The 24,858-nt window shown below is 64.1% G+C and carries 20 protein-coding genes and 1 tRNA gene; 9 read left to right on the forward strand and 12 right to left on the reverse strand.

Features of this window, described 5'->3' with window-relative positions; genetic code table 11:
* Window positions 1–265 (forward strand): transposase (locus AC1D1L_RS29470; RefSeq protein WP_477344825.1); only part of this gene is annotated, 265 nt, incomplete at its 5' end.
* A 164-nt stretch (window positions 266–429) separates the two neighbouring features.
* Here AC1D1L_RS29470 and AC1D1L_RS29475 read toward each other — a convergent pair.
* The 4 genes from AC1D1L_RS29475 to AC1D1L_RS29490 are packed head-to-tail and all read right to left on the reverse strand — an operon-like array spanning window position 430 to window position 5,435.
* Window positions 430–1,596: an NAD(P)/FAD-dependent oxidoreductase gene (locus AC1D1L_RS29475; RefSeq protein ID WP_477344827.1), complete on the reverse strand. Its 1,167-nt coding sequence runs from the start codon at window positions 1,594–1,596 to the stop codon at window positions 430–432.
* A gap of 23 nt (window positions 1,597–1,619) precedes the next feature.
* Window positions 1,620–3,215 (reverse strand): ATP-binding protein, encoded by a 1,596-nt coding sequence (locus AC1D1L_RS29480; protein WP_477344829.1) that lies wholly within the window; start codon window positions 3,213–3,215, stop codon window positions 1,620–1,622.
* Complete coding sequence (locus AC1D1L_RS29485; RefSeq protein ID WP_477344831.1) at window positions 3,203–3,895, reverse strand: response regulator; 693 nt, start codon at window positions 3,893–3,895, stop codon at window positions 3,203–3,205. Before AC1D1L_RS29485 ends, AC1D1L_RS29480 begins: the two co-directional genes overlap by 13 nt.
* 4 nt (window positions 3,896–3,899) lie before the next feature.
* Window positions 3,900–5,435 carry a DUF4153 domain-containing protein gene (locus tag AC1D1L_RS29490; RefSeq protein ID WP_477344833.1) on the reverse strand — a complete coding sequence of 512 codons (1,536 nt, stop codon included), beginning with the start codon at window positions 5,433–5,435 and terminating at the stop codon, window positions 3,900–3,902.
* 378 nt (window positions 5,436–5,813) lie between these two features.
* Between AC1D1L_RS29490 and AC1D1L_RS29495 the strand changes: the two genes are divergently transcribed.
* Window positions 5,814–6,689: an HpcH/HpaI aldolase/citrate lyase family protein gene (locus AC1D1L_RS29495; RefSeq protein ID WP_477344835.1), complete on the forward strand. Its 876-nt coding sequence runs from the start codon at window positions 5,814–5,816 to the stop codon at window positions 6,687–6,689.
* Between the two features lie 64 nt (window positions 6,690–6,753).
* Complete coding sequence (locus AC1D1L_RS29500) at window positions 6,754–6,960, forward strand: DUF1737 domain-containing protein (RefSeq protein ID WP_023699283.1); 207 nt, start codon at window positions 6,754–6,756, stop codon at window positions 6,958–6,960.
* 164 nt (window positions 6,961–7,124) lie between these two features.
* Here the strand turns inward: AC1D1L_RS29500 and AC1D1L_RS29505 are convergent, their stop codons facing one another.
* Entirely contained in the window at window positions 7,125–7,547 is a 423-nt protein-coding gene (locus tag AC1D1L_RS29505) for a metallopeptidase family protein (RefSeq protein ID WP_112560156.1), read from the reverse strand.
* Between the two features lie 178 nt (window positions 7,548–7,725).
* On the opposite strand from AC1D1L_RS29505, the gene AC1D1L_RS29510 reads away from it, so the two are divergent.
* From AC1D1L_RS29510 to AC1D1L_RS29520, 3 genes are read left to right on the forward strand one after another with little or no spacing between them, the layout of a single operon-like run.
* Window positions 7,726–8,760, forward strand: coding sequence for an ImuA family protein (locus AC1D1L_RS29510; protein WP_477344837.1), 1,035 nt, complete (start codon window positions 7,726–7,728; stop codon window positions 8,758–8,760).
* A complete protein-coding gene (locus AC1D1L_RS29515) occupies window positions 8,702–10,174 on the forward strand; it encodes a DUF6504 family protein (protein ID WP_477344839.1) in 1,473 nt (490 codons plus the stop codon). The genes AC1D1L_RS29510 and AC1D1L_RS29515 overlap by 59 nt, the downstream gene beginning before the upstream one ends.
* Window positions 10,171–13,449 carry an error-prone DNA polymerase gene (locus tag AC1D1L_RS29520; protein ID WP_477344841.1) on the forward strand — a complete coding sequence of 1,093 codons (3,279 nt, stop codon included), beginning with the start codon at window positions 10,171–10,173 and terminating at the stop codon, window positions 13,447–13,449. The genes AC1D1L_RS29515 and AC1D1L_RS29520 overlap by 4 nt, the downstream gene beginning before the upstream one ends.
* 283 nt (window positions 13,450–13,732) lie before the next feature.
* Here AC1D1L_RS29520 and AC1D1L_RS29525 read toward each other — a convergent pair whose 3' ends face one another.
* From AC1D1L_RS29525 to AC1D1L_RS29540, 4 genes are all read right to left on the reverse strand, one after another.
* A complete protein-coding gene (locus AC1D1L_RS29525; RefSeq protein ID WP_192258776.1) occupies window positions 13,733–13,987 on the reverse strand; it encodes a Trm112 family protein in 255 nt (84 codons plus the stop codon).
* 46 nt (window positions 13,988–14,033) lie between these two features.
* Entirely contained in the window at window positions 14,034–14,705 is a 672-nt protein-coding gene (locus AC1D1L_RS29530) for an LON peptidase substrate-binding domain-containing protein (RefSeq protein WP_436262131.1), read from the reverse strand.
* Window positions 14,706–14,815: 110 nt separating this feature from the next.
* The gene (trxA, locus tag AC1D1L_RS29535; RefSeq protein WP_477344843.1) at window positions 14,816–15,811 is read right to left on the reverse strand and encodes a thioredoxin; all 996 of its coding nucleotides are present in this window, start codon (window positions 15,809–15,811) and stop codon (window positions 14,816–14,818) included.
* Between the two features lie 86 nt (window positions 15,812–15,897).
* Complete coding sequence (locus AC1D1L_RS29540; protein ID WP_477344845.1) at window positions 15,898–16,395, reverse strand: prolyl-tRNA synthetase associated domain-containing protein; 498 nt, start codon at window positions 16,393–16,395, stop codon at window positions 15,898–15,900.
* 227 nt (window positions 16,396–16,622) lie between these two features.
* On the opposite strand from AC1D1L_RS29540, the gene AC1D1L_RS29545 reads away from it, so the two are divergent.
* Window positions 16,623–16,697, forward strand: a tRNA-Gly gene (locus AC1D1L_RS29545).
* 245 nt (window positions 16,698–16,942) lie between these two features.
* On the opposite strand, the gene AC1D1L_RS29550 is transcribed toward AC1D1L_RS29545, so the two are convergent.
* Entirely contained in the window at window positions 16,943–17,377 is a 435-nt protein-coding gene (locus AC1D1L_RS29550; RefSeq protein ID WP_477344847.1) for a hypothetical protein, read from the reverse strand.
* Window positions 17,378–17,386: 9 nt separating this feature from the next.
* On the opposite strand from AC1D1L_RS29550, the gene AC1D1L_RS29555 reads away from it, so the two are divergent.
* A complete protein-coding gene (locus AC1D1L_RS29555; protein ID WP_477344849.1) occupies window positions 17,387–19,018 on the forward strand; it encodes a polysaccharide deacetylase family protein in 1,632 nt (543 codons plus the stop codon).
* A 175-nt stretch (window positions 19,019–19,193) separates the two neighbouring features.
* Window positions 19,194–20,639, forward strand: a complete 1,446-nt coding sequence (locus tag AC1D1L_RS29560; RefSeq protein WP_477344851.1) for a DUF5939 domain-containing protein — start codon at window positions 19,194–19,196, stop codon at window positions 20,637–20,639.
* A gap of 67 nt (window positions 20,640–20,706) precedes the next feature.
* Here AC1D1L_RS29560 and AC1D1L_RS29565 read toward each other — a convergent pair whose 3' ends face one another.
* Both AC1D1L_RS29565 and AC1D1L_RS29570 read right to left on the reverse strand, forming a co-directional pair.
* Window positions 20,707–21,387 carry a peroxiredoxin-like family protein gene (locus tag AC1D1L_RS29565; RefSeq protein WP_477344853.1) on the reverse strand — a complete coding sequence of 227 codons (681 nt, stop codon included), beginning with the start codon at window positions 21,385–21,387 and terminating at the stop codon, window positions 20,707–20,709.
* Between the two features lie 19 nt (window positions 21,388–21,406).
* The gene (locus AC1D1L_RS29570; protein ID WP_477344855.1) at window positions 21,407–24,691 is read right to left on the reverse strand and encodes an adenylate/guanylate cyclase domain-containing protein; all 3,285 of its coding nucleotides are present in this window, start codon (window positions 24,689–24,691) and stop codon (window positions 21,407–21,409) included.
* Between the last annotated feature and the right edge of the window lie 167 nt (window positions 24,692–24,858).

The raw sequence follows: 24,858 nt of genomic DNA on the forward strand, positions 1-24,858 counted from the left end.
CGAGCTGTCGCTGAGGCAGCGCGGGATCAAGCCGCGGCTGATGCGGCGAGCCAACAAGCATCATCCGCGCCTGCCGGCGCGCCTGAAGCAGTTCAACCAGCTGATCGCCCGGCAACGCTTTGCCGTCGAGACAACCTTCGCCACCTTGAAGAACCGCATGCGACTTTGCGCCATCCGCTATCGCGGCCTGGCCAAGGCGGCAGGACAGGTCCTCATCGCGGCCATGGCCTTCAACATGCGCCGCTGGGTRACGCTGGCCACCTGAGCCTGGGTCGCACTGCGCCCGAAACCCACCGAATACGCCAACTCCTACCCTATCCGGCCGCAAACCAGCGCCGCAAAGCACCTCCCTGCGCCCCTGCCGCCTCTCCAGGCGTCCAAAGCCCGATAACGCAACAGGCCCACAAGGGGAGAAGGAAGAAGCGCCGCTCAAATCACATTCAATTCCCGGAACGCGCGCCCCTCGGCCACCCGTTCGTACCCAAACGCCGAGCAATCCACCGTCCTGTAGCCGCCATGCACCAGAAGCTCGGCCAGCGCCTTGCCGACGGCCGGCGCCTGCTGCAGGCCGTGGCCGGAAAATCCATTGGCGAAGATGAAATTGCCGACCTCGGGATGCGGCCCGATCACCGCGTTCTGGTCGAGCGTGTTGTAGTCGTAGTGGCCAGCCCAGGCGCGGGTCGGCTTGATCGCCTCGAAGGCCGGGATACGGGTTGCCAGCACCGGCCAGATCACCTCTTCGAACAGCGGCCAGTCGACGTCGAAATCCCGGGGGTCGGCGGGACCATCGCCCTCTTCCGGCTCGGCGCCGCCGGTGAGATAGACCGAGCCTTCCGGCCGGACATAGATGCCGGAGGGATCGACCAGCAGCGGCATATCGGCATATTTCTCCCGCGCCTCGAAGACGAAGACGTTGCGCTTGCGCGGCTCGACCGGCAGCGCGAGCCCGGCAAGAGCGGCGACCTTGCCGGCGTTTGGGCCGGCGGCGTTGACCACGATGCCGGCTTCGAGCTTTTCGCCATTGTCGAGGGTCACGCCAGTAACCCGGCCACCTTGGCGCTCAATGCCGGTAACATCGGCGGCGATGAAATCGATCTTCCTGTCACGCAGCGCCTTGCGGAACAGTGTCAGCATGGCATGGGCGTCGAACCAGCCCTCGCCGCTACGGCCAAAGGCGCCGGCGCTGATGCCTTCCGTCGACAGCCAAGAAAAGCGCTTTGCCAGCTGGTCGGCATCCTCGAGCAGAATGTCGGCGCCCTCGGCGACCTGCGCTTCGTGGTTGGCTTTGAGGATCGGCAGTCCGGCCTCGCCGGCAAGGATCAGATAGCCGCCCTCGCGAAAGCCGATATCGGCATCCGCGCCGAAGGTTTCCTTCAGCCGCCGGAACAGGGTAAGCGTGAACTGCGACAGGCGGATATTTTCCGGGATCGAGAATTGCTGACGGATCGAGGCCATGGAGAGCGTCGTCGCCGCATGGGCGAATTGCGGATCGCGCTCGACCAGAGCGATCGAGCCGGAAAAGCCTTCCTCGCGCAGATAGTAGGCGACCGAGGAGCCGACGATGGCCCCGCCGATGATGACGATGTCGTAGCGCACTCTTGTTCTCCAATCCGCTGGCCTTACGCGGCCGGCAAGGAAATCTCGAAGCGCGTGCCGCGCCCGGAGTCAACCAGCGCGATCGTGCCATCATGCGCTTTCAGGAGGGCCAGCACGATGCCGAGGCCCATGCCGGTGCCGCCGGATTCGCGCCGCGTGGTGAAGAATGGCTCGAAAATGCGAGCCCTGTTGCTCGGCGAAATGCCGGCGCCGTCGTCGCTGACCGTAATGGTTGCCTTGCCATCGGCGCCGGCTGCCGCCAGCAAGACCTGCGTCGCGCCATGCCTCGCCGAATTGTCGATCAGGTTGGCAAGGACGATCGCCGCATTCTCGGCCGAGATGCGCAGGCCGATGGCGCTGCCCGCCTCGACTTTGACCGCCAGCCTGCCGTCCACCGGCAGCAGCGCCAGCGCTGCATCGAGCGATGTGCTTTCGCCGCTCGGCGCCAGGTTTTCGGCGCGCGCCAGGTCGAGCAGGCGGCGAACCAACAGGTTGAGCCGGCCGGCATCGTTGACGATGTTGCCGGAAAACCGCTTGCGCTCGGCGGCGTCCATCGCATCGCCGGAATCGCGCAACAGCTCGGCCGCGCCCTGGATCGCCGTCAGCGGCGATTTGAGCTCGTGCGAGACATGAGTGGCAAAGGTCTGGATGCTGTCGGAGCGCGCCTGCAGCTTTTCAGCCATGTCGAGGAAGGCGGCGGACAGTTCGGCCATTTCGCGCGTGCCGTGGTGGTCGAGCGGCCGGATCGCATCACGGTCACCAGCGGCAATGCGCCTTGTTCGCTCCATCAGCGCGTAGATCGGCCGGCTGACGGTGCGCAGGAAGACCAGCGCGATCAGCAGCGTGCCGCAAAGCATGGCGATGGCCGCCAGCGTCACCTTGCCGCGCTCGCCATAGAGGTGTTTGACGATGTTGTTCGGCGTCCGCGACAGATAGATCACGCCGGCGACCCGGCCATCGACTGCAATCGGCATGGCAACAAAAACGCGGACCTTTGTGCCGCGGCTGACCGAATAGAGCGGCGGCGGCGGCTGGTCGGGAATGCGTTGCCTGAGCACGCTGGCGTAGTGGCCAGCAAGCGCCTCGCGCACCTCCTCGACATGGGCCAGCGACAATCCGACCTCGTCGCGCCCGGCAATGACGACACCGTGCGGGTCGAGCAGCCGGAAGCCCGCCAAAGTGGTTTTCTGCGTGGTGTCGAGAATGCCGGACAGGCTGGCGCCTATCGCCGCAAAGGCTGGATCGGTGGCGGTAGCGATGCCGGCGGGCCGGGTCGGCAGCAAATAGTCGGAGGCGAGATCGAGGCTGGGCTCGATCGGCTGGTAAGGCGAATCGTCGCCACGGCTGGCATCATCGCTCTCCGCCTCCACCGACCCGCCGAGCTTGTCCTGGGAAATGCCGGCGACGCGCACGTCCTGTGCATAGATGGCGGCAATGACGGCGCCTTGCGCAATCAGCTCGCCTTCGGTCTGGCGTATCAGCTGGTTTTCATAAAGCCGAAAGAAGAACAGGCCGACCAGCGGCAGCGCCAGCACCATGATGAGGATGGCGAGAACCACCGTGGCCAGCCTTGGCCGCCATTTGGTGCCGATCCATTTGCGGTCGCTCAGGCGCCGCATCGGCCAAGCCGGAAGCCGACCCCATGCAGGGTTTCGATGGCGTCGAGGCAGCCCACCGCCGCCAGCTTGGCGCGAATGTTGCGGATATGGCTGTCGACGGTGCGGTCGGCGACATGAATGTTGGCGGCATAGGCGCTGGCCACCACCAAATCGCGGCCCAGCACATGCGCCGGCCGCGCCAGAAACCCTTTCAGGATCGAGAATTCGATCGCCGTCAACGCCAGTTCCTTGCCGTCGAAACTGGCGCCATGGCTGGCCGGTGTCAGGCTGAGCTTGCCATGCGCAAAGGCCCTGTCGTCGGCCGGCTCCGGCACGGCGCGGGCGCGGCGCAAAATGACATTGACACGCGCCACCAGTTCACGCGGGCTGAACGGCTTCGTCACATAGTCGTCGCCGCCCATTTCGAGCCCAAGGATGCGGTCGATTTCCTCGTCACGCGCCGACAGGAACAGCACCGGCACGTCCGAGCGTTGCCTGAGCCGCCGGCAGACCTCCAGCCCGTCCATCTCAGGCATGCCGATGTCGAGCACGACGAGATCGGGCTCGCGGCGTTCGATCGCCTGCAGGGCGGCCGCGCCGTCAGACACGGCCTGTGTCTTCATGCCAGCCTTTTCCAGTGCAAAGCAGATGATCTCGCGTATGTGCGGATCGTCGTCGGCGACCAGGATCTGATGCGGCATGAATCTAGCGGTCCAGCACTGAAGGTTGCGAGGGTTGGGTAGGTTGCTGAGGTGGAGGAAGCACGAGCGGGCCTCTTTTGTCGAGAATCTGCACGAGCCTCCAGGCGCGAAAGCTCCAGGCGCGCCACTTCTTCTGTTCGGCGATATAGTCGTCGGCCGTCTGCAGGTAGACCACCCAGGTGGTCAGATGTCCGGTCTGATGCATGTAATAGCGGTCCAGTGCCGGCAGGGCGACGGCGCCGAATGAGCGCAGATACTCGGCATCGAGCGGGGTGCCGGAGCCAGACATTTCAAGCGAGTGGTCGACATTGAAGTTGGCGATCATTGCGGCGAAGTTGATGAAGCAGCAGGCATAAAGCGTCGCCGATAACGTCAGAAGATTGGCCGAGAACAGCCATTCGTTGGATTTTCTGAGAGCAATGCGGGCGATGATCAGCGCAAGCCCTGATGCCACCAGCCCCATCCAGACGAAAGCAGCGATGCGCCAATAGGTCAGCGCATAGACGCCGATATAGAGGTCGAGCCGCAGGATTGACGAGATGACCAGCACGATGTTCTGCGCCACCCAGACATAGACCAGCCGGCGGATCAGCGGATCGCTTGATGTTTCGCTGCCCGGCCGCAGCGCCGCCAGCACGAAGCCGGCGGCGAGCAGCGCGGTGACGATCAGCGGATAGGCACCGCGATGCGCATAGGCGGCATAGCTCATGCCATCGGGAAGGGCGACCCCACCCCAGAGATAGGCGGCGTCGAGCCCGGTCTGCAGCGCAAACAGGGCGTTGAAGACGATCAGCGCGCGCAAGATGGCGCCTTTGCCGAAGACGATATCCTCAACGACATGCCGCTCCGGTTTGGCCGCCGGCTGGGCGCCGGCAAGGTTCTGCCTCGGCCGCGGGATAAGACGCCGGAAGCGCGGCAGACGTGGCCGCAGCAAGGCCCAGACGCAGGCGAGCACGACCAGCCAGAAGGCAATCCGCGCCAGCTGGATGAGATCGAGGAGCTTCATCAGGTCGATCAGCGACAGCCAGTAGTCGATGACCGGATTGGCGGCGCCGAACAGCGTGAGGAAGACGGCGCCCAGCGTCAGCGGCATCACCCAGACCGCGATGGACGCGAACCGGATCCGGCGCCGGCCGAAGCGACGCGCCGTCTTGCGCCAGCGGATGAAATCCCGGATGAACCGCAGTGGCACCGCCAGCAGGAACAGCGCGATCTGGCCGGCAATGCGGGCGATGCGGTGTTGCAACCGCCCGGCCAGCGACAATGCAAACACCACCATGGCCACGAGCGCGACCGAGACCGACAGCGCGCTGACATTTTCAGCCAGCGGCAGCAGCGCGACCAACAGGCAGGCCGGCTTGAGCCACGGCATTGGGGAATTGAGGGCAGCGGGATGCACGGCGACAACCGCGCCGGCAGTCACGATGGCGAACAAAAGGACGGTAATGCCGGCAGGTTGGGCGTAGAAGAGAAAATCCGCCAGCGCGACGAGCAGGACGGCAATGCCGAAGCGGCTGCAGAAGCTGACGAACGATGTCATGCGCGGACTTTCCTGGTGGGCTGGATCCGGCCGACGGGCGGATGCTTGGGTATAAAAGGGAGCAGGCTTGCCTCCGGGCGATGGCGGGCCTCCGGCCGCGGCGGATCGACCAGCCACCAGCTTTCGCTGCGCAGCCGGTAAGGCAGGGACCAACGGTGGATGTTTCGCTGTTGCATGCCGCTGTTGTCGCGGATCCGCATGGATACGGCAGGGCGCAGCGAAGGAGGTTTTCCGCAGACCCGTGCAGTTTTCGTGCAGGAACCAGCCCCCTTCTCCCCGTTCACGGGGAGAAGGTCCCGGCAGGGGGATGAGGGGCAGCGCCGACTTCGGGCAAGCCGCACCCTTGCCTCACCCGCCTGTTGCCGGCATAGATCGAGCATGGAACCCTACCGCCCGCGCCGCTCTGTACTCTACGTCCCCGCCTCCAACGACAAGGCGCTGGCCAAGATCGCGACACTTACCTGCGATGCCGTCATTATCGACCTCGAAGACGCCGTTGCTCCCGCCGACAAGGTCGCGGCGCGTGAAAAACTGGCGGCTATTTTCGCCAGCCGGTCGAAGCGGCGCTGCGAGATGATCGTGCGCGTCAACGCGCTGTCCAGCGAATGGGGCAACCATGATTTGCTGGCCGCGGCGAAATTCGAGCCCGACGGCATCTTGCTGTCCAAGGTCGCCACGCCGCGCGACATCCTCGAAGTCGGCGACGTGCTCGACGATAATTTTGCCCCCGACAGCGTCAAACTATGGGCGATGATCGAGACGCCCAAGGCCATGCTCAACATCGGCGCCATAGCCGAACTCGGCCGCGACCCGGCCTCGCGCCTCAATTGTTTCGTTGCCGGAACGAACGATCTGGTCAAGGAGACCGGCATTCTGGCGACGCCCGACCGGCGCTACCTCGTACCATGGCTGATGCAAATGGTGCTGGCTGCCCGCGCCGGCGGAATCGACATGCTGGACGGCGTCTCCAACGATTTTCGCGACCTCGATGCTTTTGCGCGCGAGTGCACGGAAGCTGCGGCCATGGGGTTCGACGGCAAGACGCTGATCCACCCGGCCCAGATCGAAGCCGCCAACCGCGCCTTTGCACCGGCGCCAGATGCCCTGGCCGAGGCGCGCGCGGTGAAAGATGCCTTCGCCCTGCCGGAAAATGCCGGCAAGGGCGTGATTGCGCTGAACGGCAGGATGGTCGAGCGGCTGCATCTGGCGCAGGCCGAAAAACTGCTGGCGAAGGCCGCCGCCATCGGCGCATGATTGCCGAAGCCGGCTTCGAAAAAGATCCCGCCCGACAAGACAAACTCACGACAGGACTTGAACCATGAGACTCTACCGCTTTTTATCCGCGCCCGACGATTCAACCTTTTGCCACAAGGTCACCGCGGCGCTGAACAAGGGCTGGCACCTCTACGGCTCGCCGACCTACGCCTACGACAAGAAAACCAAATCGATGCGCTGTGGCCAGTCGGTCGTGAAGGATATCGACGGCCAGGAATACGGGCCGGATACGAAGCTGAGCGATTGGTAGGCTTTGCCAAAGCGCCGACGCAGGATGTGTCGAGATCCAGGTCAGGCCGAGTCGAAAATGGTGGCTTCCGAGAACCGGAGCGGAGCGTACTTTAAGTACGTGAGCACCGGAAGCGCAGGAAGCTACTATTTGCAGGCCGGCCTCACCTGAAGATCGGCACAGCCTTACTCCGCCGCCTCTTCAATCTTCTCCATATCATCGTCCGACAGGCCGAAATGGTGGCCGATCTCGTGGATCAGCACGTGGGTGACGATGTCGCCCAGCGTCTCTTCGTTCTCGGCCCAGTAGTCGAGGATGGCGCGGCGGTAGAGGGTGATGCGGTTCGGGCCTTCGCCGGTCTGCGGATTCCAACGCTCGGCAATGCCGCGGCCCTCGAACAGGCCAAGCAGGTCGAACGGCGTCTCCAGCGACAGATCGTCCATGATCTCGTCGGTCGGGAACTCGGCGATCACGATGACGATCTCGCCGGTCAGCTTGCGAAAATCGTCCGGCAGATGCGCGTACGCCTCCAGCGCCAGAAACTCCATTTCCTCGATCGAGGGCGAGAGTTCGTCGTGCCAGGTGCGGGTCTTGTAGATGCGGGCCATGCGTTGTCCTTTGATCCCGGCATATAGGCTTTCGCACCGGACTCGGCAATGAAGCGGCAATTTCATGACGTCAATGGCTATAGAGGAATAAATTCCTTCTGACTCCGCTTGACTCTTGGGGCACCCTCTGGAATCTATAGGAACATAACAGGAACAATTGTGAGAGAAACTGACCGTCATGGCGACATCAGCCGTGGCGCGGGAGACTGTTTTTGCCCTGCGCCGCCAGATCGCGAAGATCGAGGGAACGCTGCCCGAGCGCCTGGCCGCGCCGGCTGGCGAGCGGCCTCGCGCGCGTGCTTACGGCGATGCCGGCGGGCCAGAATCCGATATCGCACCGGACATCACCATCATCCGGCGCGGCCTTGCCGTAGCGTCACCGGATGCCTTCCTGCCCACCGGCCTTGAACGCCTCGATGCCACACTCAGCGGCGGCCTGCCGAAAGCCGCCCTCACCGAGATCCATGGCCTCGAGACCCGCAATGCCGGGGCGGTCGCCGGCTTTGTGCTGTCGCTGGTCAGCCTGATCCTCAGGGGGCAGAGATTGCCCGTGCTGTGGATCGGCACGTCGGAGATTTTTCGCGAGGCCGGCTTTCCCTATGCCAGGGGATTGCAGGGCATGTTCGGCATCGCGCCGGAGCAATTGCTGTTTTCCGAGGCGGCGAAACTCACCGATGCGCTGTGGGTGGCCGAGGAAGCCGCGAAGATGACCGCGCTGGCCGCAATCATCCTCGAAATCCGCGGCAGCCCGCAGCGGCTCGACCTCACCGCAACGCGCCGGCTGCACGCCCGCGCGCAAAGCGCCGGCCGGCCGGTGTTTCTGCTGCGCCAGGCCGGCGAGGCCGAGCCAACGGCGGCACCCGTACGCCTTATCGTGTCGACCGCAGCGGCTGCAAGCCGCCGGACCATCGCCGGGCCGCTCGCCGGCTCGATCGGCCGCCCCGCCTTCACCGTCAGCATCGGCAAGAGCCGTAGCGCTCTGCCGGGACAATTCACACTGGAGTGGAACCCCGATGAACACAGTTTCGAAGAAAGACGGGAAGAACGGCCAGAGAATTCTGTCGCTGTGGTTTCCGCATCTCGGGGCAGAGCGGATCCTGCGCCAGCGCCTGGGACGGTCGTGGCGTTCCCGGCCGTCGGATCATTTGCCTCTGGTGATCAGCCATCGCGACCGCAGCGCCCAGCGCATATCGGCCCTCGACGAGCGGGCTGAGGCGCTGCACCTGAAGCGTGGCATGGGTATCGCCGACGCGCGCGCCATGCATCCCTCGATCGACATTGTCGAGGCCGATCCGGAAGCCGACCGCCGGCTGCTCGAAGGCCTCGCCGACTGGTGCGACCGTTATACGCCGCTGGTGGCGCTCGATGGCGCCGACGGGCTTTATCTCGACGTCACCGGCTGCACGCATCTGTTCGGCGGCGAACGCGCCATGCTGGATGACATTCTTGCACGCTTTTTCCAGCAGGGTTTCGATGTCCGCGCCGGCCTTGCCGCGACGCCGGGCGCGGCCTGGGCGGCGGCGCGCTTCTGTGGCGACCGCATCGTTCCCTCAGGCGAGGAGGAAGCGCTGCTTGCCCCTTTGCCGCTGGCCGCGCTACGCATCGAAGCCGATATCCGCGCCAGCCTGGAAAGTGTGGGCCTGCGCACCGCGGGCGCAGTCATGGCCGCACCGCGCGCACCGCTTGCCCGTCGCTTCGGCTCTACCTTGCTGTTGCGGCTAGACCAGGCGCTCGGCCGTCTCGACGAGGCGGTGTCGCCGCGCCTGCCCGTAGCGCCGCTTTCGGTCGAGCGCCACCTCGCCGAGCCGGTCGTGTTGACCGCCGAGATCGAGCGGCTGGTGGAAATGCTGGCGGTGACCCTGAAGGCCGACCTCGAGCGCCGCGGCGAAGGCGCCCGGATGCTGGCGCTGCTTTTGTTTCGCGTCGACGGCGCCGTCAGCCGCATCGCCGTCGGCACCTCACGGCCTTTGCGCGAACCAAAGCTGATCCAGCGCCTGTTCCACGAGCGGCTGACAGCACTCGAACAGGACATCGATGCCGGCTACGGCTTCGACCTGGTGCGGCTTTCCGTGTTGGCAGCCGCAGCCTTCGACATGCAGCAGGCCGATTTGACCGGAGAGGCGCAAGATGACGGCGCCGACATCGCGCTGTTTGCCGACCGCATCCGCGCCCGACTCGGCGACAATGCTGTGCTCAAAGCGGTCGCCGTCGAGAGCCATCTGCCGGAGCGCGCCGTCGCCACCATCCCCTTCTCGGAGGCGCCGCAACGGACCACGCCGCCGAAAAGATCGGACCGGAAAGACGCGCCGCCGACAACCATCTTCCCGCCGGAGCGGCCGATCCGGCTGTTCCGTTCGCCCGAGCCGATCGAGGTGCCGGCGACCGAAATGCCGGAGGGACCGCCGATGAATTTCCGCTGGCGCCGCGCGCTCTACCGGGTCGCCCGCGCCGAAGGGCCCGAACGCATCGCGCCGGAATGGTGGCAGAAGGGCGAGGAGGACGCGCCGACGCGCGACTATTTCCGCATCGAGGACAGCGACGGCCGCCGCTACTGGCTCTACCGCCAGGGGCTCTACGGCGCCGGCCAGCCTTCGCCGCGCTGGTTCATGCACGGGGTCTTCGCATGAACGCGCTGACCATCATCCCCTATGCCGAATTCGGCATCCAGTCGAATTTCTCCTTCCTGCGCGGCGCCTCCAAGCCGGAGGAACTGGTGGTGGCGGCGAAATTCCTCGGCTTCTCCTCGATCGGGCTAGCAGATCGCAACACCGTCGCCGGCGTCGTGCGCGCCTGGCAGCAGGCCAAGGTTGAGAAGCTCGCCTACCACCCCGGTTGCCGGCTGGTGTTCGGCGACGGCACGCCGGACATTCTCGCCTATCCGCAGAACCGCAAGGGCTGGGGCCATCTCTGCCGCATGCTGACGCAGGCCAATCTGCGCGACGAAAACGAGAAAGGTGCAACTCTTCTCCAGCACAGCGACCTGCTCGAATGGGGCGATCTTCTGTCGCTGGCGGTGCTGCCGGATCTCTCGGCGAATACCGACGATCCCCTGGCATTGATCCGTCAGCTGAAGGATCGTTTTGGCGCCAACCTGCGGCTAGGCGTGGCGCCGGACTATCGCGGCAATGACCGCTTCCGCATCGAGCAGGCGGCCGCCATGGCCGATATCGCCGGCGTGCCGCTGATGGCGACCAACGATGTGCTCTATCACACAGCCGAGCGGCGCTCGCTGCAGGATGTGCTTACCGCCATCCGCCTCAATGTGCCGGTCGCCGAGGTCGGGCTGGAACTGACGGCCAATGCCGAGCGCCATCTAAAGCCGCCGCTGGAAATGGCCCGCCTCTTTCGCCGCCATCCGCAGGCGCTGGCCGAGACGCTGCGCTTTGCCGGCGAGCTGACCTTCTCGCTTGGCGATCTCCAGTACAATTATCCCGACGAGCCGACGCAATCGGGCCTCGGGCCGCAGGCCGAGCTCGAGCGTCTGGCCAGGGAGGGGGCCGCCACGCGCTATCCGGCGGGCGTCCCCGCTTCCGTCTCGCAGCGCATCGGCGAAGAGCTCGCTCTGATCGAGCGCCTGAACTATGCGCGCTATTTCCTCACCGTTTACGACATTGTCCAGTTCGCCCGCAACGAGGGCATTCTGTGCCAGGGCAGAGGCTCGGCCGCCAATTCGATCGTCTGCTTCTGCATCGGCATCACCGAGGTCGGCCCCGAGCGCATCGACACGCTGTTCGAGCGGTTCATTTCCGAGGAGCGCAACGAGCCGCCCGATATCGACGTCGACTTCGAACATGAGCGGCGGGAGGAGGTGATCCAGTACATCTACTCCAAATACAGCGCCAAGCGCACCGCGCTGGCGGCGGCCGTCGTCAGCTATCGCGGCCGCTCGGCATTGCGCGAGGTGGCCAAGGCCATGGGCCTGTCGGACGATGTCCGCAGCGCGCTGTCCAGTTCGATCTGGGGTTGGTCGACCTCGGAGCTCGGCGAGAAGGAGGCCCATGCCGGCGGCCTCGACCGCAACGAGACCTCGACCCGTCACGTGATCGCCCACGCCAACGAGATCATGGGCTTTCCCCGGCATTTGTCGCAGCATGTCGGCGGCTTCGTCATCACCAGGGACCGGCTCGACGAGATCGTCCCCATCGTCAAGACGGCGATGGAGGCGCGCAAGATGGTCGAATGGGACAAGGACGATCTCGACGCGGTCAAGATTTTGAAGGTCGACGTGCTGGCGCTCGGCATGCTGACCTGCCTGAAACGCGCCTTCACCTTGCTCACCAATCATTACCCGGATGCGCGCGATGAGTATGGCAGGCCCTATGTGCTGGGAAGCCTCCCGCCTGAGGACAGGCATGTCTACGACATGATCGGCCGCGCCGACACGCTCGGCGTCTTCCAGATCGAATCGCGTGCCCAGATGTCGATGCTGCCAAGGCTCAAGCCAAAGGATTTCTACGACCTTGTCATCGAGGTGGCGATCGTGCGGCCGGGCCCGATCCAGGGCGACATGGTTCATCCCTATCTGCGCCGCCGGCAAGGTAAGGAGAAAGCCGAGTATCAAAAGCCGGAGCTGGAGGCGATCCTCAAGAAGACGCTGGGCGTGCCGCTGTTCCAGGAGCAGGCGATGAAGATCGCCATCGTCGCCGGCGGCTTTAAGCCGGGCGAGGCCGACGAATTGCGCCGCGCCATGGCCACCTTCAAGCGCACCGGCACCATCGGCAATTATCGCCAGCGCATGATCGACGGCATGGTCGGCAAGGGATACACCAAGGACTTCGCCGAGCGCTGCTTCAAGCAGATCGAAGGTTTCGGCGAATACGGCTTTCCCGAAAGCCACGCCGCCTCCTTCGCGCTGCTCGTCTATGCCTCGTGCTGGTTCAAGACTTTCTATCCCGACGTGTTCTGCGCCGCGATCCTCAATTCGCAGCCGATGGGGTTTTATCAACCGGCGCAGCTGGTGCGCGACGCGCGCGACCATGGCGTCGATATCCGCGACGTCGACGTCAATTTTTCCGGCTGGGACTGCACGCTGGAGGAAGACGAATTCGACCCGGCCCGCATCCTGCCGCGCCATGCCGAGATGCGCGGTGTCATCGAGACAAAGCACGCCGTGCGGCTCGGCTTCAGGCAGATCAAGGGACTGTCCAAGGAGCGCATGGAGCAGTTTGCCGAGCGGCGCGGCGCCGGCTATTCAAGCGTCAGGGATGTCTGGCTGCGCTCCGGCCTCGATGTCGACGACATCGAAAGACTGGCGCAGGCCGACGCCTTCCGCTCGCTCGGCCTCGACCGTCGTGAAGCATTGTGGGCGGTGCGCGCGCTGGACGGCAAGAGTGCCGCCGAAAGACTGCCGCTGTTCGACCAGCCGGCGATCCGCCTGCGCGAGCTCGAACCCGAAACAAAACTGCCGACAATGCCGCTCGGCGAACATGTCATCCACGACTACCGCTCACTCGGCCTGTCGCTAAAGGCGCATCCGGTCGCCTTCCTGCGCGAGCGGCTCGACCGCGCCGGCGTCATCCCCAATGCCAACCTTGGCGCGGTTCGCGACGGCAGGCGGGTTTCCGTCGCCGGGCTGGTGCTGGTGCGCCAGCGTCCCGGCAAGGGCAATGCGATCTTCCTGACCCTGGAGGACGACAAGGCCGTCGCCAACGTCATTTTCTGGGAAAGGACGTTTACCCGCTTCCGCCCCATCGTCATGGGCGCGCGCTTCGTCAAGGTCACCGGCAAGCTGCAGTCGGAATCCGATGTCATCCACATCGTCGCCGAAAAGATCGAGGATCTGACGCCGTGGCTGACGGTGCTGCTGGAGGAGATGACACCGGCCGTGCCAGCCCGGCCGGACATCGCAACGCTGTCAGACAAGGCCGAGAGGGTCATGCCCAAGGGGCGGAATTTTCAATAGGGCTTTATGGAGACGCCCATCGCGTCGTCACCCTGGGGCGAAGCAAGGAGCGAAGCGATGCGGCGCAGACTCCCGGGATCCATGCCGTGACATTAAGGCGTTGAAACGGTGCAGAATTCTGCTCCGCTGCACCCTTCGATCACGTCGCGGCATGGATCCTAGAGTCTCCGCGACGCCGCTTCGCGGCTGCTCCGCCCTAGGATGACGAAGGGAGGAGCGTTTCGGTCAATCTCCAAGGTTTGCGATTTGCCCCCAAAAGGAACGATCAAGGGCTACCTGCCGATCAGCGTCCAGCCTGCGCCGGCCCACTCAGCCGCGGCGGCGACAGCACATCCTCCGCCGAAATCGTCCGCGCCTCCGAGGGCAGCATGATCGGGATGCCGTCGCGTACGGGGTAGGCGAGCTTGGCGATCCGCGAGATCAATTCGCCGCGCTCCGGGTCCCAAGCCAGCGGCCCCTTGGTCAGCGGGCAGGCCAGCAGCTCCAGCAGTTTTGGATCGACATTGGCCGTCTTGCCGTCACGTCCGTCCGCTGCCATCGTTCCTCTTTCAGCCAACCACCGGCCCAAGATGCGTTGACACACCTTACTGCAAACTCGAGCCAAAATCCTCATTCTCGCGCGCCAGTGCCATTTCGGTGATGGCGATCAGCGTCTCGGCACGGGCTCTCAAGTCGGGCGCTTCCAACAGCGCCTGTTTCTCGGCCGGGCCGTAAGGCGCCATCATAGACAGCGCGTTGACCAGCATGGCGTTTTCGGCGCGGCTGACGCTTTCCCAGTCGGCCTCGAGCTCATTGGCCTGCAGATAGGCGCGAAACGCTTTCAAGAGCGCCGGCCGGTCGACCTCGTTTGCCGCCTGGTCTTCGCTAAGATCGGTGAGGAACGGCGCCAGCTTGCATTGCCGGAACGGCGTCTTCACCGGCAGCTCATGCGTGATGCGGAACCGGCACACACCCTGCAGCGAAATCAGATAGCGGCCGTCGCCGCTCTCGGCCATCGAGATGATGCGCCCGGCGCAGCCGACATTGCACAGTTCGGGCTCACCATCGGCACGCAGCGCGCCGTCGAGGCTGGGCTGGATGATGCCGATCAGCCGCGGGCCGGCGATAGCCTCATCCACCATCTGCAGATAGCGCAGCTCGAAAATGTTGAGCGGCATACGGCCGCCCGGCAGGAGCAGCGCGCCCGCAAGCGGAAACACCGGGATGGTCGACGGCAGATCCTTGCCGACCCGGTAATGTGCGTTTCCGACCTGCACTTAAGTCCTCCGATCGCTTCGGGCGCGACAGTATCGGCCTAATCTGGCGCAGCCGACGCCGGCCGCAAGGCCCCAAAACCATTCCGCCGGTAATTTCGCCGGCGAACGGCTCAGGAAAACAGCAGCGACGACAATTTGCGCCGCGCCGCCAGCGTCGCCTCGTCGGTCATGCCCCAGGCCTCGAACAGCTTCAACAGCTGCGCCCTGGCGCCGTCCTCGTTCCAGGTGCGGTCGGCCTTGATGATGGCCAGCAGGTTGTCGGCCGCCGCATGGCGATCGCCTCGCGCATTCTGGACCATGGCTAGATCGAAACGCGCCTGGTGGTCGCCGGGATTGGCGGCCAGGCGCTGCTCGAACTCGGCGGGATTGCCAAGCGCTGCCGCTTCAGCCGCCAGCGTCATCTTGGCGCGCAGCGCGGCAAGTGCTGGCGCATCCTTCTTGGCCTCCGGCGCCGTTGCCAGCAGCGCCTCGGCGCCTTGCGCGTCGCCGGCCTCGAACAGAAGCTCGCCCAGCCCGGCGATCGCCTCGATCGTCTCCGGCGCCTGCGCCAGTATGGCGTCATAGATGTCGGCTGCGGTCTGCGCATCGCCCGCCGCATGCGCTTCGGCTGCCGCGGCCAAAGCTTCTGCGACCGGCGGCGCGCCATTACCCTTGCCGCCGACCTTGGTGATGAATTCGCCGATCTGGCTCTCGGGGATGGCGCCCATGAAGCCGTCAACCGGCTGGCCGTCCTTGAAGGCGATGACCGCCGGGATCGACTGGATGCCGAGCTGGCCGGCGATCGAGGGATGATCGTCGATGTTCATCTTGACCAGCTTGACCCTGCCGCCGGCGGCCTTGACCGCCTTTTCCAGCTGCGGCGTGAGTTGCTTGCAGGGCCCGCACCAAGGCGCCCAGAAATCGACCAGCACCGGCTGTTTCCGCGATTCCTGGATGACGTCGGCGGCGAAGGCGGCGGTCGTGGTGTCCTTGATGAGGTCTCCACCAGCCGGAACGGCGCCGGCTGCAGCCTTGGCCGGCTCGGCGCCGCCATATTGCACGGAGGTGGTGTACTGGCCGGAATTGCCGCCGAATTGGCCGCCAAACGGATTGTTGTTGTCGCTCATGTCGTCGCCCTTCCGGTCGCGCCCCTCGCCAGCGGAGCAGGCGCGACATCCATGCTAGAGGTCAGTTTTCGCCATCCATGTGGCGATCAAGCCGAGACTTTCAAGATAGCAGCATCATGGCCGGTTGCCTCGACGAATCTGATGAGGTCGGCGGAAGCGATCGACGTCGTCGCCTCATTGATCAGCGGATGCGCATTGATGACGTCATGCGCCATCAAATCCTGGTCGAGCACCACCTTGACCCGTCTTTGGGTGTCGTTGATCAGCCCGAACACGGTGACGGCGCCCGGAACGACGCCGAGCAGCTCCATCAGCATCTCCGGCTTGCCGAAGGAGACACGGCTGGCGGCGCCGATGATCGTGTGGATCTGCTTCAGGTCGACGACCGCATCCTCGCCGACGCTGACCAGGAAGAAATTGTCCTTCTTGTCCTTGAGGAACAGGTTCTTCGTGTGGCCGCCCGGTATCACGCCGCGCAGCGACTGCGAATCGGCGACCGTGTAGAGCGGCGGATGACGCACGGTCGACACCGATATACCGAGATCGGCAAGAAAGGAGAAAAGCTCGGCTTCAGTCTTCGGCATCGATGGTCTTTCCCTATCTGGTACAAGTCTGGCCACGCGCAAAGCCGTTTACGGCCAATGATGCCGCCGAGACAAGACCGTCCATGCGGGAAGTCAATGAACCACCAGGGTGGCCAACGAGGTTCGGCCAGGCGATTTGGCGCGACCAAAAAGCCCGTCATTTCCCTGTTGCAATCGCCGCGCTCTTCAGCCATATAGGCCCGGCTTGCGGCCCTAGGGCCGTGTGAGCGGGTGTAGCTCAGGGGTAGAGCACAACCTTGCCAAGGTTGGGGTCGAGCGTTCGAATCGCTTCACCCGCTCCAATTTCCTCAAAGGGAATCAAGCGATGAAGAGGCGCCTTTCGGGGCGCCTTTTGCTTACATGGCTTTCTAAACCGGCAATGAAGGCTCATTGTAGGCGCGTTGCGGGACTCTCGTTCTACCTTAGAACCAAGCGCGGGTAAGACGGCGTGGCGCATAATTCTTTGGTTTCCAGTTCGGCGAACGGCGGCACCGCTGCCGAAGCACTCGCGTGGCTCGCGTTGCGGAACGCCGCGTCGGATTGCGGCTCAGGTTTGCGCTCGATCGACACGCAGCCCCTGCGCGCGCTCCCGGCAGGACGCAAGTGGGCGGGTGAGATCGCCAGGGTGATCGTCGATGGCCTTATGGCGACAAGCCTGTCGGCGCCGGCGCAATTGGCTGCCGGATGGGACAGGTTCGGCGGCGCCATCACCGAGCTGATCGTCGGACTCGGCAAGATCTGGGACAATCCTGCGGCAGCTCGCCGCATCCAGTATCAGCTTGAGCAAATGCTTCTCGACGCCGACGATCTTGCCGCGCCGCGAAGGCTGACGCGGACGCTTGGAATTCGCGTCGACCCTCGAAACCCGACCGCAACCGAACTGCCTGAAGGCATCGATCAGATCTACGCCCACCTGATGATGGATGGCCAGATCGAGGCTATCGTACAGTTCGGCGTACTCGGGACAGTGACAAGGGATCATTGGATTGAATTGATCCAGAATGTCGTGCCCGCTGAGCGGCTTGGCCTTGCAGCTGAGGCATTGTCGACCTCAGCAGAACGCGGGCCAGATCCGGACAGCCATTTCGGCAAACTCGCCCAATTGGCCGCGCAAGCGCGGGAGTTGGTTCGGTCGAGCGCCGAACCTGCACAGCCTCCTGCAACGCCACGCCGAGCACGGACCGCGGACAGGAATGATCGCACGGCGTTCTGGAACAGCTATTTCGCGACCGAGGATCCGTGGAAATACGGCTCGCTCTATGAGCAGGAAAAATATCAGCGGCAGCTCGAAATCCTGCCTGCCGGTCCCATCGGACGGGCGCTTGAGCTGGCCTGCGCGGAGGGCCACTTCACGCGGCAGCTGGCGCCGCGTGTGGGCCATCTGGCCGCAACCGACATCTCCGCCATAGCCATCGAGCGGGCTCGTGCGCGATGCGGCGATCAGCCGAATGTTGAGTTCGGCGTACTGGATTTCGCTGCCGACACGTTGCCGGGCGAGATGGATCTGATCTTCTGTTCGGAAGTGCTCTATTATCTGGACGATCTCGCCGAGTTGCGGCGCATCGCCAAAAAATTCGCTGCGGCGTTGGCGCCTGGCGGCAGTTTCATCAGCGCACACGCATTCGTGCTGCGGGACAATGTCGAAAAGACGGGCTTCGACTGGAACACATTCGGTGCCCAAGCGATCTCGGAGACGCTGGCAGCGACCGAAGGCCTCGTGCTCGAGCAATCGATCCAGACCGAGCTCTACCGCATAGACCGCTTCCGCCGCCTGCCGCCGGACGATGTGGCGACGGAACCGGTGATCGATCATGTGCCAATCCGCGCGCCCATCGAAATCGGGGTCGCGCGAAACATCGTCTGGGGCGGTGCCCGGGCCTTGCGCCGCGACGTCGCGCGCAGCGAGCGGCGCCAACGCATCCCTGTTCTCATGTATCACGGCGTCGCCGATGAAGGTCCGGCGGCGCTCGCCCGTTTTCGGCTCGCGCCCGCCGCATTCGCCAGCCAGATGGCATGGCTGCGCGCCAATGGCTTTCACGCGATCGGGTCCGAGCAGCTGGAAGGCTTCATCGCCAACCGTCAGCCTTTCCCTGGCCGCCCTGTGGTCATCACCTTCGACGACGGCTTCCAGAATTTCGCCGACCACGCCTGGCCGATCTTGCGCGCCAACGACCTGACCGCGGAAGTGTTCCTGGTGACGGACCTGGTGGGTGAAACTGCAGGATGGGACGCCGACAGCGGTCCGCCGGCGCCGCTTATGGGCGCCGGGACGGTGCGACGCCTCGCCGCCGAAGGCGCGTTCTTCGGCAGCCATATGGCGACGCATCGCGCGATCGATGGTCTGTCGAGCGCTGACCTGGCCGCCGAACTCTTGCGCTCTCGCATGTTCATCGAACGGTGGACAGGCCGGCCAACCACTGCGTTCGCGGCACCCTTCTCTGTCACCGACCAACGGCTCGGCCGGCTGGCCAGGGAGTGCGGCTATCGAGTGGGCTTCGGCCGCAAACACGGGCCGGCGGACCTCGATAGCAATCCCATCGACCTTCCGCGCATCGAGATACGCGGGGACCGCTCGCTCGATGACTTTGTTGCCACTGTCAAGGCCGTGCTCGATGAACGCTGAACGTGTCAGTGTCCCGCCCACAATGCGCAAGATACAATCGACGAGACGCCCCGCAGCGTAAGCGCATAGTCCCGTGCGAGCGCCGCCCTAAGTCCTGAGACACGCGAAGGATTCCATCCATTCGCATCGGGCAGGATTTTTAGTAGGCTGCCGCAGGCAAATTGGGGATTTCGGCGTGATGGTGGTCAACGATCGTCTTCTCGAAGGCAAGATGACCGAGATCGAGCAAGCGCGAGCATGGAGTCCGCGCGTCATCTCAAAATTCGAAACGCTTATCAGGAGCGGCGACGACCAGGCGCTCTATCGCGTCAACCCGCTGGCCTTCGCCCGAGACCGCGCAATCGCCGAGCCTGAAGCAATCGACCTTTTCCTTTACGCGGCCCGCTGCGGCCTGTTCGATATGAGCTGGGACGTGCTTTGTCCCCAGTCCGGGATGGTACTCGACAGTTTCGGCGCCCTGCGCACGCTGCAGACGCATTACGTCTGTGGCCTGTGCGACGTATCGGGCGATACCGACCTCGACGACTTCATCGAGGTCTCCTTCTCCGTGTCGCCCCATCTGCGGCGCCTTCCGTTTCACGAACCCCAAACGCTCTCTGTCGAGGATTTTCACTGGAAGCTGCGCTTCGGCAATGACGGGCGGCTGCCCGGGCAGGATGTACGCTTTCTGGATGTTCTGCGAGGCTTCGTGCGCGGCATGACGTTCCTGCCGCCGGGCACCACAACAATGCTGCGCGCTGATCTCGGTCCGGGCTCCCTGTCGGGCGTCAACGTGCAGACACAGGCGGCATTCGCTGTACCCATATTAGGGGATCCGGTGTTGGCGCCGACACTTCTCAAGATCAACTATGACGGCAAGCGTTTCTTGCCGTCGTTGCCGGCAATGCCGCCCGGTCCGGTTGTCATTGAGGTTGCGAATACCGGACCCGATCGTGGCGCGTTGCTTCTCATCAACTGGCCGCCCGAGCTTGTCGCGTTGACGACCAAACCGACGCTCGATTTCGACCCATATGTTTCCGGCGGGGCGCTGCTCGCGCGGCAAACCTTCCGCCACCTCTTCCGTTCCGAGCGTGTCGACGAGAAGGAGGGGCTCGGCATCCGGCAGATCACCTTCCTGTTCACGGACCTCAAGGGGTCCACCGCCATGTATGAGCGCCTTGGCGACCTCAACGCCTATGCCCTGGTCCGCGAGCATTTCGCTCTGGTCAACGCGGCGGTTCAGCAACATTCCGGAGCGGTGGTCAAGACTATTGGAGATGCGGTGATGGCAGTATTTTCTCGGCCATCGGATGCAATCTCGGCCGCACTCCACATCTTTGAAGAAATCGATCGCTTCAACGGCGACCACGACGGGCCGGGGATCATCCTCAAGATCGGTGCCCACTGTGGACCGTCGATTGCCGTGACGCTCAACGACAACCTCGACTATTTCGGCCAGACCGTGAACGTCGCCGCGCGCGTGCAGTCACTGGCGGAAGCCGGACAGCTCTGCATCTCCGAGGCGCTCTATTGCGCGCCCGGCGTGAGTGACCTGCTTGCGGGTCGAAGCGTCGTCGCGTTTGACGCGCCTCTTCGAGGCGTAGAGGGCGATGCAACTGTCTATCGCATCATGCGAGGATAGAACGCGGCTGCGTGCCGCAGCCATTGCCTCGGCCCCAGTAACCCGCCTGTTTACCTCGTTCACAAGCCTATTGGGCGACCTGCGACACGGCTGACATCAGTTCCTGCGGGTTTGGCGCGCCAAACATGTATCGCCCACCCTCCGGCACCTCGGTGAAGCTCCAGCGGACGATCCCCTGCCGGTCCAGCAGGAACTGACCGACCAATTGCCCGTGTCCCGTTGCCATCATCTGCTGGTCGGCGTCGGTCATTTCGTAATGGTCCTTCTTGTCAAGGATTTCGCCGGCCGCCATAGGATTCATAGAACCGGGCAACTCGCCTGGTATGTCGACCCGCATATCCATCACCGATGCCATCGAGACCTTGTACGGCCAGTTCGTCTCGTTCTCGGTGAATTCGAGATTGGGCAGCCCAAAAGCACGATGTGAAGCGCGTTCCGGGTCCGAGGCCGCAAGCAGGTTCGGCATCGGGTGGTAGCGGAAATAGAGACGTGCCCGTTCGATCGGCGTGTTGACCACCGTCAGGCTCTGCACGCCCTTTTCACGCAGCTCCGGATCAAGCCGCGCCTGGGCGGCGATGTGGCGCCGGCAAAACGCACAATGCAGACCTCGAAACAGGCCGACCAGCACGGGCTTTTGTCCGCGAAAGTCGTCAAGCGCGATCTTGCCTTCCTGGGTAATGGCGTCGAGGACCACGTTCGGCGCACGGTCGCCCGGCTGAAGCGGCAACAAGTCACTATGCGCGGACATTTCCAACCTCCACCCCCGGCTAGTCGAGAAACGGCAGCACCACAAGCCCTTCCGGGTCGAGCCCGTGCTGGGCGCATATACCCTGCGCCAGGGAAAAGTAGCGTTCGGCCTCGGGCAGATTGTCGAGGTCGAGATTAAGCGTTGCAAGACCATCATAGCACGGAAACAGCAGTTGCGGTTCGCCCGTTTCGCGGGCTACGTCCAGTGCTTCGTGGAACAAGCCAACCGCCAGGTCCGGGCGGCCGTTGCACTGGTGGATCTGCCCAAGCACGATCAAGGGCACCGCCAGGTGTTCGCGCTGGTCTAGCGCCCGGTCGATCTCGATAGCCTTCTCGGCAGCAGGCACGCCCTCCGTCGGGCAGCGATCCGTGAAAGTACAACAAGCCACCGCCAGATTGACGAGGAGGCGCGCCTGGAAGCCCAGATCACCAATACGGCGCGCCACTTCAAGACCGCGCCGACAGACCTCCATCGCCTTGGCCGGATCGATGGTCGTGTAAAGCACGCCGAGATTGGTGTAGCCGCGGCAGGCCGCGCCCAGCAGACCGGCGGCTTCGGCCAATTCAATGCTGCGCTCGACCTCCCGCACGGCTTCATGGTTTCGCCCAAGGCGAGCCAGCGCAACACCCTTTGTATTGAGTGCCTCGGCCGTCACGAGAGTGGAATCCTCGGGGACATGCTCAGTTGTCAGAGCGCGTAGGCAATCCAGCGCCGCGTCCGCCCATTTTGCCGCGAGCGCGTGATCTCCGCTACGGAACGCCTGTCGGCCACGCTCTTGCCACAGATGCGCCTGCTCGATCGGGGCATCCGCTCCATCGAGGAGCGCCGCCGCTTCAGCATAGCGGGATTCCGCGTTGTCCCGCTTGCCGACGTCCCAGAGCAGTCGACCTATCTTGCGCAAAACGCGCGCCGCAGCGACGCTGTCGGCTGACGCGCGGTATGCCTGCAGCACCGTCTCGTAGTGCTGGTGCGCGATCTCGCGGCGGCCTGCCGGGCCGCTCAAATCGGCAATGCGCTCTGCAATTGCCAGTTTGAGCGGTGTTTGTGCCTTCTCGCCCAACGCGGTCAGCGCGCGCTCGTAGAAACGAAGGGCGTCGTCATTGGCGTATATCATGCGAGCGCGATCGCCCGCCGCCTGCAGGTAATGCGCCCCTCTCTCGCGCTCCGCGCTCAGTGCGAAATGGTGACCGAGCACGGTCAAATCCTCGAGCCGTTCCGGCTTGTCGCCGCACAATCGCTCCAGGGCGGCGCCGACCCGCCCGTGGATGTCGGTCCGGCGCTGCAGGAGCAGATTCTGGTAGATCACGTCCTGCAGCAATGTTTGCGTAAAGCGGTAGCTCTGCGACGAGACAGAACCAGATCCGGCAACTTCCTCGATGATTTCCGCATCGCAAAGCAGTTCGCAGCCGGCCTCCAGGCGGCCGGGGTCGGCCGTTACGGCCTTCAGAAGCGTGGCATCGAAGCGCGGGCCGATTACCGCGGCTTCCTGGGCCAACCGGCGCACGTCTTGAGGCAGCCGGTCGACGCGAGCAAGCAACATTGCCTGGATCGTGGCGGGGATGCCGGTTGCGACTTCGCCTGCCACGGTCCGCCATTGCTGGCCCTCGCGCGTCAATACACCGCGATCGATAAGGCCACGAACGATCTCCTCGATAAAAAGCGGGTTGCCGCCCGCACGCTCAAGGATCTGGTCGAGAAGCCCTCCCGCGGAGTTTACCCAGCTCTCACCGAAAAGTGCCGCCACCAGGCTGCGTCCGTCATGGCTGCTGAGCGGCGAAAGCCTGAGCGCTGTGTGACTGACCCGACTTGAGTCGAGCTGGTCGTTGTCCGGCGCCGGTCGATGCGTGACCAACAACATCAACCGCGTGCGTTCGAGCCTGTCCATCACGAAACGCAGTGCCTCGAGCGAGACGGCGTCGGCCCAGTGCAGGTCTTCGACGACAATTAACAGCGGCGACAACGCAAGCCGCCGTTCGATGATTGTGCGGACTGCGTAGAGAATTTGCCGCCGCAGCTGCTCAGGCTCGACATGCTGCAGAGTGGCATCGGGGTCGCCAAGGCCAAGCACATGGTAGAGCAAAGGCATCAGCCGCTTCGCCTCCTCACCCTGCAGGCCGAGATCGGTCAGCAAGGCTGCGAGCTTGTCTCGCATTTCGTCGCCATTGTCGTTTTGCATCATCCCGGCAGCGCTGCGCACCACTGCGCCCAGGGCGCCGAATGATTGTTCGCCCAGCGGTGAGCATGTGGCCTGCCGCACGGCGACATTGCGAAAACGATCCTCGTCGCCGACGCGGGCGACGAACTCCTTCACCAGCCGCGATTTCCCTATACCGGCTTCTCCGACGAGGCGGACAAGTTGGGCCGAGCCGCCGCACGCCTGGTCAAGGCTCGCCAGCATTCTGTTGAGCTCCGCATCACGGCCTATTATCGGCGCACTGAGGCCGAGCGCCTCGAGTCCACGCGCTGCACGCGGCGCGACCAGCGGTGCATCCAGTCGATGGACGAGCACACTGCCGGCCTTGCCGCGCAAGACGACATCGCCCAGCGACTCGTAAGAGAAGGCATGCCGGGTCAGCCTGTGCGTGAGCTCACCCACCAGCACCTCACCTGGCGCTGCCAGCGATTGCAGGCGTTGCGCCGTGTTCACCGTGTCGCCGGTCACCGAATAGGATTTGGCGGTGCCGATGCCCAATCCGCCGGTAACGACCGGACCCGTGTTTATGCCGATGTGGAGCAGTAGAGGCGAACCGGAGTGGGACGCGCTTTCACCGAGCCGCGCCGTCCGGGCGATCATGTCGAGAGCGGCGCGAAGCGCGCGTTCCGGATCGTCCTCATGCGCGACCGGCGCACCGAACAAGGCGAGCAGTGCATCGCCGATGAATTTGTCGACGAAGCCACCAAAGTTTCGCACGGCCGCCGTCAATTCCTTGAACAGTTCGTTCTGCAGCGCTTGCATGACTTCGGGGTCGAGCTGCTCGCTGAGTGTCGTGAAGCCGCAGAGGTCGGCGAACAGGACCGTTACCGTCCGTCGATCGGCGTCAGAGACGGGAGGCTGCCCTTCCTCGCTTTCGATGTTCGGCGACGGGGTTCGAGAGGGTGGCGCAATGGTCCGGCCTGGTGTCGGAGCAGGCCGTTCAACGGCTTTTGCGGACGCACCGACGCTTGCCCCACATTTCGGACAGAACTCGAAATCGGGTGCGCAGGCGTAGCCGCAACTGGCGCAAGGCACGGGCTGGCGCCGGCCACACTTCGGACAGAAGGCGTAGCCGCCCTCAATCTCGAAACCGCAGCCCGAGCAGTCCATAGTCACCTCACCAGAGCATGATGCCGAAAAGTGTAAAGCGGTTTTCGGACGACATCATGCTCTATCTCTTTGACCGGGGTGATAACGCGTGATCTCGCCACGCTCGTCACGGCCAGCACAAGGATGAACCGATAGCAGTCAACCGGCAAGCGGCAGCGCAAATGGGC

It is taken from the genome of Mesorhizobium sp. P2_D6, assembly GCF_056404315.1.